General features: G+C 64.1%; 11 protein-coding genes and 2 riboswitches. Of the genes, 5 read left to right on the forward strand and 6 right to left on the reverse strand.

The features are described from left to right. Positions 1-5: 5 nt before the first annotated feature. From ACR30Z_RS04795 to ACR30Z_RS04815, 5 genes are all read right to left on the reverse strand, one after another. On the reverse strand, positions 6-2,096 hold the full coding sequence (locus ACR30Z_RS04795) for a multicopper oxidase family protein (RefSeq protein ID WP_434371406.1): 2,091 nt from the start codon (positions 2,094-2,096) through the stop codon (positions 6-8). Positions 2,097-2,108: 12 nt separating this feature from the next. Then, positions 2,109-2,582: a hypothetical protein gene (locus ACR30Z_RS04800; RefSeq protein WP_144648046.1), complete on the reverse strand. Its 474-nt coding sequence runs from the start codon at positions 2,580-2,582 to the stop codon at positions 2,109-2,111. A gap of 210 nt (positions 2,583-2,792) precedes the next feature. Next, on the reverse strand, positions 2,793-4,451 hold the full coding sequence (locus ACR30Z_RS04805) for a DNA repair helicase XPB (protein WP_144648045.1): 1,659 nt from the start codon (positions 4,449-4,451) through the stop codon (positions 2,793-2,795). A 38-nt stretch (positions 4,452-4,489) separates the two neighbouring features. Beyond that, positions 4,490-6,955 (reverse strand): helicase-associated domain-containing protein, encoded by a 2,466-nt coding sequence (locus ACR30Z_RS04810; protein WP_434371407.1) that lies wholly within the window; start codon positions 6,953-6,955, stop codon positions 4,490-4,492. 53 nt (positions 6,956-7,008) lie between these two features. Continuing rightward, positions 7,009-7,224: a hypothetical protein gene (locus tag ACR30Z_RS04815; RefSeq protein ID WP_144648043.1), complete on the reverse strand. Its 216-nt coding sequence runs from the start codon at positions 7,222-7,224 to the stop codon at positions 7,009-7,011. A 215-nt stretch (positions 7,225-7,439) separates the two neighbouring features. Here ACR30Z_RS04815 and ACR30Z_RS04820 point away from each other — a divergent pair, with 215 nt between their 5' ends. Together ACR30Z_RS04820 and ACR30Z_RS04825 are read left to right on the forward strand one after the other, a co-directional pair. Then, complete coding sequence (locus tag ACR30Z_RS04820; RefSeq protein ID WP_011773749.1) at positions 7,440-7,823, forward strand: cold-shock protein; 384 nt, start codon at positions 7,440-7,442, stop codon at positions 7,821-7,823. A gap of 8 nt (positions 7,824-7,831) precedes the next feature. Further along, positions 7,832-8,470 (forward strand): DUF3027 domain-containing protein, encoded by a 639-nt coding sequence (locus tag ACR30Z_RS04825; protein WP_434371408.1) that lies wholly within the window; start codon positions 7,832-7,834, stop codon positions 8,468-8,470. A gap of 204 nt (positions 8,471-8,674) precedes the next feature. Here ACR30Z_RS04825 and serC read toward each other — a convergent pair whose 3' ends face one another. Continuing rightward, entirely contained in the window at positions 8,675-9,805 is a 1,131-nt protein-coding gene (gene serC, locus ACR30Z_RS04830) for a phosphoserine transaminase (RefSeq protein WP_144648041.1), read from the reverse strand. A 293-nt stretch (positions 9,806-10,098) separates the two neighbouring features. Here serC and ACR30Z_RS04835 point away from each other — a divergent pair, with 293 nt between their 5' ends. From ACR30Z_RS04835 to ACR30Z_RS04845, 3 genes are all read left to right on the forward strand, one after another. Beyond that, the gene (locus ACR30Z_RS04835) at positions 10,099-10,794 is read left to right on the forward strand and encodes a metal-dependent transcriptional regulator (protein ID WP_144648040.1); all 696 of its coding nucleotides are present in this window, start codon (positions 10,099-10,101) and stop codon (positions 10,792-10,794) included. 230 nt (positions 10,795-11,024) lie between these two features. Continuing rightward, positions 11,025-11,236, forward strand: a riboswitch (cyclic di-AMP (ydaO/yuaA leader). A 4-nt stretch (positions 11,237-11,240) separates the two neighbouring features. Continuing rightward, entirely contained in the window at positions 11,241-12,071 is an 831-nt protein-coding gene (locus ACR30Z_RS04840; RefSeq protein WP_434371409.1) for a M23 family metallopeptidase, read from the forward strand. Positions 12,072-12,216: 145 nt separating this feature from the next. Next, positions 12,217-12,378: riboswitch (cyclic di-AMP (ydaO/yuaA leader) on the forward strand. Between the two features lie 4 nt (positions 12,379-12,382). After that, positions 12,383-13,129, forward strand: coding sequence for a C40 family peptidase (locus ACR30Z_RS04845; RefSeq protein WP_434371410.1), 747 nt, complete (start codon positions 12,383-12,385; stop codon positions 13,127-13,129). Positions 13,130-13,210 lie beyond the last annotated feature (81 nt).

Raw genomic sequence — 13,210 nt, forward strand, 5'->3', positions numbered from 1 at the left:
GAGGGTCACTCCGGCCGGTTGTGGGAGTGACCGCCGTGGACGAACGGTGATGACACCCCTTCGTACTTCAACAGCATCATCATTCCCTCGGCTGCATGATCCAGGTTGTGGCAGTGGTCCATCCAGATGCCGGGGTTGTCGGCATGCAGCAGCAACTCCCACACTTCGCCCGGCAACACGTCCACCGTGTCCAGTACCAAGGGTGAACCGCTGGGTGCCACACCGTTCCGGCTGAGCACCTGCACGTGATGTCCGTGTGGATGCATTGGATGCGGCTCGGCTGTGCGGTTCACCACCGTTACTTTTACGGTGTCGCCCTCAGCCACGTCCATGGAGGGAACCAGCGGATACGCGGCCCCATTCACAGTGAACGCGTAACGCGGAATCCCATCCACAAAGCGGAACTGCCGGTCCAAAACCACCACCTCTTCCCGGGTGATCCTGCGGCTCCCCGCAGCAGCGCCCGTAGAGCCACCGGATGGTCCGACCAGGGGCTTGCCATACTCCAACAGGTCGAGCACGGGGGTGGTGGCGAACGCGCCCGCAGGGGCCTTTTCGGGGATCCCGGGCTCAGCGACGCCCGAACGTGACGGAGAGACCACCACTGCGGCGCTGGCAGCGGCGTCGGACCGCACGGTCACGGGCGCATCCGGCATGATGAAGGCGATGTCCACCCGGCCCCCTGCACCAAGACGGACCAGCTTGCCGTTCACTTCTTCGGGCTGGTTCACGTCGGTTCCGTCCACAGCCACAGCCTTGAAGGCAGTGCCCTCCACCAAGTAGCGCTGCGGCAGGGAATCGGTGTTGATGAGCCGCGCCCGCACCATCGAACCAGGTACGGCGGAGTGGCCACTTACACGGTCTGAGGAGCCCAGCAACCCCAGACCGCTAAGGTCGTGTCCGGCCACCACGATGTCCGTTTCAGCACGGGGCAACGAGGGGTGGTGCACGACGAATGTGCCGTAGAGGCCTTTGCGGACCCCTTCGGCCGAATCCTGATGAGTGTGGTACCAGTAGGTGCCCGCTTGGGCAGCAGTAAAGCGATAGGTCATGGACTGTCCGGGCATCACGGCATCCTGCGTGGCGCCGGCCACTCCGTCCATGGCATTGGGAACGTCGTACCCGTGCCAGTGCAGCGTCACGCCCGCAGTGACGTCGCGGTTCTTCAAAACCACCTCCATGACTTCACCCAGTTGAGCTTCCAACGCTGGGCCCGGAAGGCTGCCGAAGGTCCAGGCCTCCGTTGCCTGCCCGGATGGCAGCGTCACCTGTTCCACGCGGGCGGTCAGTTCGTAGTGCCGCACCACGGCGTCGGCGGGAGGGTCGCCCAGCAAGCTGGTCACCGGCGTCGGGTCCGTCACTGTGGTGGCTGTGCCGCCGTTGTGGTGGCCGACGGCGGCACTAATCACGGTGCCGTCGGCGGACCGGCTCCCAAGCCAAGCGAAGACTCCCGAGCCCAGAGCGGTGCATGCCATGAGGCCGGCAACCGCGGCAGCCGCCGTCGGACGCCTTCCTGCGGGGGAGGCGCCGCGTGTTCCTGTATGTCCTGCCTTTACGCCGCGCCCCGGTGTTAACAGGGCGAGCCGTGCCAGCAGCACCGTTCCGGCCACCATCAACAGCAGTAGCGCAATGCTCCACGGTGCCGGAAACGGACCAAGGATGAAGGTCAGTGCGAGTGATGCCACCGACGACGCTGCCGCGGCCACCATGGTGAGTACGGCCCATTCACGGGATCGACCACCACGTTCCCGGTCCTCTTCGGCAGGTTGTGAGCCGGTGTTCCGCCTCCTCAGCAAGTACGGAACACCGGCCATCGCGGCCCAAGCCGCGGGGATGGCGGTCAGGGGCAGGTTGATGGTTGTGCGTTCGCTTGCAAACCACCAACTGCCGGCCACCAAAGCAGGGAGTAACGCGTAGCGCGCCGCCGTCGCTACAACGGCGACACCGACGAAAAGGATCGCCAAGTGGATGTTTCCAGTCTTGGTTGTCCGCCCGTCACTACTCAATGAAACGGTCTTCCAGACGGCGGCGATCCAGGCGCCGGCCGCCAGGACGGACAGCACCAAGTCCACCGCCAGCAGCTGTGAGATGGTCACAGCTGCGGGTGGTCAGGCTGCGCTGGACGAGGCCGAAGCATCCGATGCCGCGGCCTTGGGAGGCAACGGTTGCGGGTTGAGTGCCGCAGCACGTGCACGGTTGAACAGCCAGTACGACATGAAAATCATCAGCACGCCAACGATCGGGTGGATGGAGACCACCCACGATCCCGCCGGGGTGATGAACTCCGGCGAAGAACCGGTGAGCATGCCGCCGATGATGAAGATGAACAGTTGCAGCCAGGTCAGCAGGAAGATGCCTGCGGCCAGCCAGATGGTGCGGGAGCCAACTTTGGCAATCGCCGCTACGATGGCAGCCAACAGGGCCCCGTACCGCAAGACGTACTGGCCGTTTACTGCATGGAAGACGCCCGCTTCACGCTGGGCTTCGATGGTGTTCTGGAAGTGGAAGTAGCCGGCAAAGAACAACTGGGCCAGTGCTGACAGCAGGACGATCGCCGACAGGACCAGGAGGGTCTTACGCATAGGGAATCCTCTGGTAAAAAATTCACAGATTCTTCAAGGCCTTCAAACCGTCGGCTCCCTGGCTGCGGGCTTCCCCCACCGCCGACGGCTGGCCGCCAAGTTGCCTGGACCAGGGGCAACCAAAAGGGCGGAGAGCTTCACTAGGAATCGTAAAGTCGCTGGAGATGATTGGCAAGGGGCCTGAGGTTCTTTGGTTCCATGGCCTGCTGCCTATTGTTCCTGTCCGACGTCCTTACCCACATCCTTGGCGTCCATGATCCGGTAGGCGTAGCCCTGTTCGGCAAGGAAGCGTTGGCGTTTGGCTGCGAAATCCTGGTCCAGTGTGTCCCTGGCAACCAGGGAGTAGAAGCGGGCGGCCCGGCCGTCCTGCTTGGGTCGCAGGAGACGTCCCAGCCGCTGGGCTTCCTCCTGACGCGATCCGAAGGAGCCTGAGACCTGGATGGCCACGGATGCTTCCGGAAGGTCGATGGAGAAGTTGGCCACTTTGGACACCACCAACGTGTGGATCTCGCCTTTACGGAAGGCATCGAAGAGTTTCTGCCGCGCCTTGACGCTGGTTTCGCCCTTGATCAAAGGAGCGTCCAACCGCTCGGCAATCTCGTCCAGCTGGTCGATGTACTGGCCGATCACCAACAGTTGCTCGCCCCTGTGAGCGGCCACGAGTTGCTCCACCAGCTGGGTCTTGGTTTCCGACGTTGCGCAGAGCCGGTACTTGTCAGCGTCATCGGCCATGGCATAGGCCACCCGTTCGTCCCGGGGGAGATCCACGCGCACCTCCACACAGTCGGCCGGCGCTATGTAGCCCTGTGCTTCGATGTCCTTCCACGGAGCGTCATACCGTTTAGGACCGATCAGGCTGAACACCTCGCCTTCGCGGCCATCCTCGCGGACAAGTGTTGCCGTCAGGCCAAGCCTGCGCCGTGCCTGCAGGTCCGCTGTCATTCGGAAGATCGGGGCAGGCAACAGGTGGACCTCGTCATAGATGATAAGTCCCCAGTCGTGGCCGTCCACGAGTTCCAAATGCGGGTAGAGGCCGCCGCGCTTGGTGGTGAGGACCTGGTAGGTGGCGATGGTAACGGGCCGGACTTCCTTGACCGCACCGGAGTATTCGCCGATTTCGTCCTCAGTCAGCGACGTCCGTTTGAGGAGTTCGTCCTTCCACTGCCGCGCCGACACAGTGTTGGTGACAAGGATCAGCGTGGTGGTGGATGATGTTGCCATCGCAGCAGCCCCCACCAACGTCTTTCCCGCACCACACGGAAGCACGACGACGCCGCTGCCGCCGGCCCAGAAGTTCTCCGTGGCCACCTTCTGGTATGGACGAAGCTGCCAGTCGCTTTCGTCCAGCATGATGAGGTGGGGCTGCCCGTCCACATAGCCGGCCAGGTCTTCCGCGGGCCACCCCAGCTTGAGCAACAGCTGCTTCAACTGTCCCCGCTGCGACGAGTGCACCACCACGGTCTCGCCGTCGATCCTTGGACCCAGCAACGGGGCGATCTTCTTGGCCCGGATGACTTCTTCCAGCACGGGGTAGTCATCAGTCCGCATCACCAGGCCATGTTGTGCGTCCTTCTCAAGCCGCAGGCGTCCGTAACGGGACATGGTCTCTTCGATGTCGATCAGCAGCGCATGCGGCACGGGGAAACGCGAATACTTCAGCAGGGTGTCCAACACCTGCTCGGCGTCCAGGCCGGCGGCGCGGGCGTTCCACAGGCCCAGCGGCGTGAGCCTGTAACTGTGCATGTGCTCGGGGGCGCGTTCCAGCTCAGCGAAGGCGGCGATGGCGTGCCGTGCCTCGGTAGCGAGTTCGTGGTCGACCTCAAGCAGTATGGTTTTGTCGCTTTGTACGATCAGCGGACCGTCGGTCACTGTTGAATCCTCACTTGCGCAGTTTCACGGCGCGGTTTTCATGAACGCAGTTCACCTGCGGGTTCCACATCGATGATCCGGTGGATGGACAACACCCGTTCGGTGTCCTTGGCGGGATCGAACACCCGGACGCGTCCCCCGGAGACGGAGACAGGAACAACGGTTTCGGTGTTGGCATTCCCCAGGCTGTCCACCACGTTCATGGTGACTGCCTGTTTGAGCCTTATTGCCGTCTGCAATGTCTCCAAGCCAAGCTGTGTGGACGCTTCGCCCGTCCCGCCGGCGGGAACCCCGCGGTGCTGCCGCAAGACCGAAAGCTGCGCCTCGACGTCGTCGTCCGGCGGAGCGGTCCGCGGTGCCGTGTAGACGGGCCGGGCGCTGCCCGGCACCGCTGTGGTCCGCTTGAAACGCACGACGGCGGGTTCGGCCTCCTGCACCGCCGGCGAAAGTCCCAGCTCGCGCAGGACACGGGCCGTTTCGCGGGGGCTCGCCGAGGAGGTCAGGACAGTCGGAGCGATGCGCACCAAGCTCAAGGCCGACGTCCGGGCCTCCTGCAGGAGATCGGTAATGGCGGTCTCGTCATCGCTCTGGATGAAGCTGGCACTCGTGCCGATCCGCAGGCGGCCATGCCTGGACGCCGTGTCCTGGATGAGGTACGCCAGCGGCTGGGGCACGTCCGTCGCGGAGTGCTCACGGAGGAACGCCAACAGCGACTCCGCATCCTGTCCGGCGTCGAGCGCCCTGCGGATGGTGACGGCAGAGAACCGGTAGATGGACGCCGGACCTTGCCCCTCGGCGTCGGCCATCAACAGCAGCGTTTCGCTGAGTTCGGGCGCAAGGTACCCAGGTGCCACGGCCGTCAGGTCCGCCTGCAGGAGGATGTGGTTCACGGCAGCGGGCAGGTGCTCGCCCAGAATAGTCATGGCCTGCTCAGGCTGGCCATCGGCAATGGCCGAACCCAGCTGGGTCAAAGCACCGGAGCCCATCAGTCCCAGAAGGGCGGCTTCTTCGAGGATCCCGCGGACCAGGGAACTGAAACGACGGGACATCCTCGGCTGGGACCACTCGGCGCGTTGAAGTACGGCACGGGCGTCCAGCACGGGAGCCTTGCCGTCCGGCGCTGCGGCCTCCACCGTAAGCTCATTCAGGATTTCCAGGACCCTCCGCCGAACCACTGGGGCGTCGGGCCGTTGGGCCTCCGCGGACAAAGCATTGATGGTGGTGCCGGCCGCCCCCTGATGGGATGCGGTGGATGAGGGACCCGTGAGCGGTTGCCCCACCAGCGACGGGGCGCGCTCGCTGGCCAGCCAGGCGTTGACCAGCCAAAGCCATTGCTCCTGCCGGGGCAGGTTGAGCCATTCCAGCGACGGCGGCTGGACCCAGGTGGAACTGTCCACATCCAGCCGCAGCAGTCCGGCCATGGCACATAGCTCAAGGAAAATGGCGGTCTCGTGCACGCCGCAGCGGATGGACTCGGCCAGGCGCCGGAGTTCCCGGACGCCCACCCCGCCGCTTCGGAGCGTCGCCAGGGGTTGCTCACGAACGGCGAACAACAGCTCGCCGGCCAGCCGCAAGGTTTCGGCGATTGCGCCCATGGCCGCATTGCGCCGCAAAGCAGCACTGGTATGGCCCAGCTCCGGGACGGGTGGGGCCAGCGTAAAGTCATCCACGATCGCCCCGCCACGGAGGGCGATACCCACGCTGTGGGGCAGTTCCACGTGGCCGGCGTCCAGGGGGACCAGTAGACCGCGCGCCAACAGCCAGTCGATAGGCCCGACGTCGGCGCTTTCGTGGGTGACGGACGCACGGCGTTGGGCTTGGGGTACGGCGCCCATGGCCCAGCTGCCGAACTTGTCCAGCAATCCAAGGGTGCGCTCCGGTGCTGTCGCCAGGATGGTGCGCAGGTTCTCCGGACTGGACGTCCACCGCTGCAGCGCGAGCGCCGCATCCATGGGAGTGCTGGCCAAGTGGATGCCCAGGCCACTGTGGTGGAGTTCGGCTACCAATTGCACCACGCGCTGGGCAAAAGCCGGCTGCAACCGGACGAGTTCCGTATAGCTCCTGCCCAGGCCTGCTGGATAGATGCCAATGACGTCCTTGAGGCTTCCCACGGGAAGGTAGAAACGTTGCCGTGAGCTGGTGGCCGGTGTTCCGGCGGGCGGATCGGCCCGATGGACCAAGGCAAGTTCCTGCAACTTGGCGAGGATGGGGTCCAGTGCTGAGAGCGTTGAGCCGGCAATGACCTTCTTCAGCCCGGCGGCGGAAACGCTGTGGCCGGTGTCGGCATTGGTGCAGAGGTGGAGAGTCTCCAGGACCTGCATCTCGGGCTTGTTCAAGCGTTCCAAAGCCCTCTGGACACTGACCCGGGCACTGGCTCGTGCGGCCAAGGCCGGGAAGTCCGGCGCCATGGGGGAGATCAGGTCCGGTCGCGCGGCAAACAAGGCCCGCAGCGAGTTGTCGCTGCGCGCTTCCAGTTCCTTGCTGAGCGCGCGAATAAGGGACATCAATCCAACGTTACCGCCCCCGGGCCGCTCGTGCCCGCCGACGGCGCCGATGGTTACTGTCGGCGGCGCTGGCGAACGGCGTCGAGGACCAGGATGACGGCCAGCATGAAGGCCACGGGAAGTCCATAGAGTGCGGTGGAGGTGACCCAGACCGGCGCCACGCCGCCGTTGTACGCCACTGCCATGACTGCGCCAACCGCGGCCAGGGAAACGATTGCGATGACGGCGGCGATGATCATGAGGGGGCGACGGTAACCCGGGGAAGTCATGCCATCAACGCTAGCAGCAGCATCCGTTCGGGATGGATTGCTGCTGATCGGGTACGGCGTGGACGCGACAAAGCGGGATTAGGGGGCTGGGCAGGATAACCTTGAAGGAACAGACCAACACGGACCGGGCTGCCACCCTCGATCCCGCAGAACCCTGCGGATGCGGTGTTTGGCCCGACGTGTCTCCCAAAGCAAGAACGAAGAAGGTTGATTACGTGCCTACCGGCAAGGTCAAGTGGTATGACAAGGAAAAAGGCTTCGGATTCCTCGCGGCTGAAGATGGCCAGGAAGTATTCCTGCCCAAGACGTCCCTGCCCGCGGGCGTGACGGAGCTCAAAGCCGGAACCCGCGTGGAGTTCGGTGTGGCCGACGGCCGCCGTGGAGCACAGGCTCTGGGACTGCGTGTCCTGGAGAAGACTCCGTCCATCGCCAAAGCCAAGCGGATGAACGCCAGGGACCTCGCACCGATGGTGCAGGACCTCGTCACGGTGCTGGACAACCTCTCCGGTTCCTTGTCATCCGGCAAGTACCCCGACGGCAACAAGGCCAAGGCCATCTCCATGGCGCTGCGCAAGGTTGCCGACGAGCTGGAAGCCTAGGACCCGCCATGACATCGGAATCCGCACAGGACACAAAGGCCGGAAGGGACGAACAGGCAAACCCTGTGGCCGGCCCTGACGCTGCCAAGGCTCCTGGAAACGGGGATGCCCCCGGGCGGAAGCCGGTTGCGGCGAAGTCGCGCGCCGGCTTGCCCGTGTGGCGCACCGGCAAGCCGGACGCATTCCTTGCCGCCGCCGTCGATACTGCCCGCGAAGCAGTAGAGAGCATTGCCAACCCTGGCGAAGTAGGGGCGCACCTCGGCGCGAAGTCGGAGGGTGACCGCGTGGTCACCCACCTGTTCGAATCCAAGCTTGCCGGCTATGGCGGCTGGCAGTGGTACGCCGTGGTGACCCGTAACTCACGTTCCAAGATCGTGACTGTGAGCGAGCTCGGGCTGCTGCCCTCCGAGGATTCCATCCTGGCACCCGAGTGGGTCCCGTGGGCCAAGCGTGTCCGTCCCGAGGACGAGACGCCCCTGGTGGAGGAGACCGTGGAGGACGTCACGGAGGAGTCGGTGCAGGCGGCCGAAGACGAAGCAACCGAACCCGCTGACTCGGATGCCGATTCGGACGAACCCGACGCCGATGCGTCGGATTCATCCGACGACGATGCGTCGGATGAATCCGACGACGTCGACCCTGAATAAGGGCTGTTGTCACCGGAACAAACAGAGCTAAAGGTGGACACTGATGTCCACCTTTAGCTGTTTAATCAGAGCCCGTCGTTAATCGGAGCCCCGTCGCCGTAACGTGGGAGCGCCTTCAACGGCGGCCCCTTAAACGGCGGCGGCGCCGTCCGGGAAATACCGGAACGACGCCGACCCTCACGTTGCGCGGAAACCGCGCCCGGGTTACTTCTTCAGTTCGCCCACCACATAGTCGATGCTGGCAAGCAGCGCTGAGATGTCGTCCGGCTCGATCGCCACGAACGTGGCAATGCGCAGCTGGTTGCGGCCGAGCTTGCGGTAAGGCTCGGTGTCCACAATGCCGTTGGCGCGCAGGATCTTGGCGATTGCCGCAGCGTCAATCGAATCGTCGAAATCGATGGTGGCGATGACGTTGGAGCGGTCTTCGGCGTTCGCGACGAACGGCGTGGCGTACTCGGAGGCTTCGGCCCAGGAGTAGATGCGGTTGGCTGAATCCGCCGTGCGCTTGCTGGCGAAGTCCAGGCCACCGTTGCTGTTGAGCCACTGCACCTGCGCGTCCAGGGTCACCAAGGTGGACAGTGACGGCGTGTTGTACGTCTGGTTCAGCTTGGAGTTGTCAATGGCGGTCTGAAGGTCCAGGAAGTCCGGGATCCAGCGGCCACTGGCCTTGATGCGAGCGGCGCGCTCCAACGCGGCGGGGGAGAACAGGCCAAGCCACAGGCCGCCGTCGGAGGCGAAGTTCTTCTGCGGGGCGAAGTAGTAGACATCCGACTCGGCGACATCCACGTCCAAACCGCCGGCTGCTGAAGTGGCGTCCACCAGTACCAGTGAGCCCTCGTCCGCGCCTTGGACGCGCTTGACGGGAGCGGCCACGCCGGTGGAGGTCTCATTCTGGGGCCAGGCGTAAACATCCACGCCTGCTTCCGCCTGTGACACCGGACGAGTGCCGGGTTCGGACTTAATGATGGAAGAAGCATCGAGGAACGGTGCCTTGTTGGTGGCCGCTGCGAACTTGGAGCCGAACTCACCGAACGAAAGGTGCTGTGCCTTCTTCTCAACCAGGCCAAACGCAGCAACGTCCCAGAACGCGGTGGAGCCGCCAACGCCGAGGACAACCTCGTAGCCTTCAGGAGCGCGGAAGAAGGAGCTGAGCCCTTCGCGGACCGAACCCACGAGGTTCTTGACTGGAGCCTGTCGGTGGGACGTGCCGAGGATGGTGGCCGATGCGGCAGACAACGCCTCGATCTGTTCCGGGCGGACCTTGGATGGTCCTGCACCGAAGCGTCCGTCCTTGGGGAGGAGGTCGGCGGGGATGGTGATGCTGTTGTCGCTCACGTGTGGCTCCAATGGGTATCGGCTCGAGATGGGTCGTGGCAGGTGGCATCAACTGCCCCTTCGACACCCCAATTCTGCCTGACGCCGCCCGGGCGCAGGAACCTGCGGTCGTCATAGTCCGCCACGTGGAATGCCGAGGAACCATATGCGACCGGAATTATCCAGAGTAATTCCAAATAAGCTAGGCTGGGGGTTGGCGTCCATGGGGCGGCAGAGCACACCGCACGCCCTGGCAGGGGACGCTGTACGGTGGAGATTACGCAAGAAACTGCGTTCGAGGAGAGCTGAGCTGGATGACGGATCTGATCGATACCACTGAGATGTATCTTCGGACCATTTTGGAGCTTGAAGAAGAGAACATTGTGGCTCTCAGGGCCCGCATCGCGGAGCGACTGCGGCACTCCGGGCCCACAGTCTCCCAAACCATCGGACGCATGGAGCGCGATGGCCTGGTGATCGTTTCCAACGACCGGCACCTGGAGTTGACCGAGGTCGGGCGGAAGCGCGCCACCGAGGTCATGCGCAAGCACCGCCTTGCCGAGCGCCTCCTGGCGGACGTGATCGGTCTTGACTGGGCCTACGTGCACGACGAAGCGTGCCGCTGGGAACATGTCATGAGTGAGCGCGTTGAGCGTCGGTTGTACGAGCTCCTGGAGCACCCCACCGAGTCTCCCTACGGCAACCCGATTCCAGGACTGGAAGCACTTGGCGGCCTGGCCGGCCAACCCCTCCCGCGGCTTGACGTCAACCTCCTGCAGGCCATGGACGGGTACGCTTCCGATTCCCGCGTCGTGGTCAGCCGCCTTGCTGAGCCCATCCAGGTGGAGCCCGAACTGCTCACCCAGCTGGACGAGGGCGGAATCCGTCCGGGGGCCTCGGTGTCCTTGGAGCGTGTGGGCGAGTACATCTCCGTCCGCGTGCCCGGGATCGAGGGCGCCTTGGAGCTGCCTCCCGAAGTTGCCGCGCACGTCTTTGTCTCCCTCAGCTGATCGCTGTCTCCCTTAGCTGATCGCTATCGGTTCCAGGTGTCAAACCTCACTTTCGCACGTTTCGCGGGCGTGTGACCTGCGGTTTTCCGCTATTGATGATAAGGGCCTCCCGGAACACGCGCGTTTCTGTTGATAACGAATTTATTACTACGGCGTTTAATCCCCTATAGTTATCTACTAGCGCTGATACCAAAGCGTTACCTGATCCGGAGCCGAGCTCTGCCAGCGGATCAGGTGTGTCACCCACCACTGGCAGAGGCGGGGGAACCACAAGCGGCTGTCTAAAGAAGCAGCCTTGGGGTGAAGTCCGCAGCAGAAGTGCCCACTTACGCAAGTCCCTCCGGGGATACCTGTGTGCCGTGAGCGCCTCGTGCGGGCCGGGTCTTGAAACTCTCTGACCCGAATCCGACAGCTAACTTCGCAGGCTTTTTAGAGAGGAACAGAGTTTGACATCGCAGAACGTCAGGGGCCGCCGCCGCGCGTCCGGCCCCGCTGTTGAGCTGCGGCCAGCCCGCGCCACTATGGACATCCGGCCCCGCGACACTGAGCGTCAGGTCCGCCGCCGTAAGAGCCCGTTGCGCCAGGTAGCCGATTTTGCCGCAGCCAGTGGCGTCGGGCAGAAAGCCGGTGTAGCGCTTGCCGCCACCGGACTTGCCCTGACTGTCGGTCTGCCGGCCACCAGCCCGGTCATGGCCACCTCGGAGTCCGGCCAGACTGAGGCCGCCCTCGCCGTCACCGGCGGGAGCCAGCCCGAGGTTTCCGCAGCCGCATCCGCCAAAATCGACTTCAGCCGCGCCGCCGTTGCCACTGCCGCGGATCCCGACGGAAAGCTGAAGCAGCTCCTCAGCGCCCAGTCCGCCGGAAGCATCCAGCGCGCCTCGTCCGTTGGCACCATGGCCAGCCCCTTGGATACGCTCACCACGGCGTCACCCTTTGGTTACCGCATCAGCCCCCTCACGGGCGGTTCCGGTGACTTCCACCGCGGCCAGGACTTCGTAGCCCAGTGCGGCACAGCCGTCCATGCTGCGGCCACCGGCAAGGTCACTTTCGCAGGTTGGCACGAGTACGGCGGAGGCAACCGCGTGGTAGTGGACCACGGCAACGGCCTTGAGACCACGTACAACCACCTGTCGTCCTTCACTGTCAAGGTGGGCCAGACGGTCAACCGTGGCGACACCGTAGCCCTGAGCGGCACCACAGGCGCTTCCACCGGATGCCACCTCCACTTCGAGGTTCAGGTCAACGGCGAAGTTGTCGACCCCATGGGCTGGCTCTGAGCTAGTTGATGGTTGTCTCTCGCATTCGTGACACGCCCCGTGACCTGAATGTGACATTCGCGTTCAACTGTTGTACCGTACAAAGCGCATCGGCTTTTTAGGGGGCCGGTGCACTTGAGTGGATTGCCTAGCTCTGCCACCACTCGAGGTCCGTTCGCATAAATCGTCTGGCAGGGGCGGGGGAACCACTTCTGGTCTTCGAGAGAAGGCCTTGGGGTTAAGTCGCAAAAGCTTCCTTGAAGCGGCGCGGCCGGATGACTCCCATCCGAATCCGACAGCTCACCTCGCAGGCATTGGGAGAGGCTACCTTCGTGTCATCACGCACTACCCCTGCGCGCCACCGCGCCGAATCGGTTCGAACGAACCCTTTGAACAACCTTTCCAAGGCTGTTTCATCCAACGCCGGAACTGTTGGTCGCCAGGCCGCCGTATGGGCAGCAGCCTCGGGCCTCGTCCTTAGCGTCGGCCTGCCGGCACAGGCAGCGGACACCGACGTCACCAAGTCGGAAGCCTCCAGCACCCAGCAGCTGGTCGCCACGGCAGTCGTCACCGCAGAGCCCACCGCCACCGTTTCCTTTGAGAGCCCCGTTGTGGTCACCAAGGAAGCCCCCAAGGTAGTCCAGCGTGCTTCGCAGACCACCCAGCGCACGGCGGCAAACAGCACACAGGAAACCGCGGGTGCCGTCACCGCGAAGTCCTCCGAAGCCAAGGACGCTGCTTCCAGCGCCGCCGCTTCCGGTCTCGCCGCTATTGCCTACACCGGCATTGGCCACCCCTATGTTTGGGGCGGCACCACTCCCAACGGCTGGGATTGCTCAGGCTTCACCCAGTGGGTTTACGCGCAGGCCGGCATCAGCATCCCCCGCGTCAACGCCTGGACGGCCATGAAGCCCACCAGCACCCCTGCTCCCGGCGACCTCGTCATGCAGAACGGCGGAGCCCACGTGGGCATCTACGTCGGCAACGGCATGATGATCAGCGCCTTGAACCCGGGCCAGGGCACGCTGCTGCACTCAGCGGCTTCCACAGGTACGTCCTCCTTCTTCACCCTCCGCTAGAAATCATCCGGTTCGGGGTAAGCCAGCATGCCCCCAAGTGCTGGCCTGCCCACTACCCGCGTGTACCCCAACTGCCCGCGG

This window comes from Paenarthrobacter sp. FR1, assembly GCF_051106045.1.
Classification (GTDB): Bacteria; Actinomycetota; Actinomycetes; order Actinomycetales; family Micrococcaceae; genus Arthrobacter; species Arthrobacter nitroguajacolicus_A.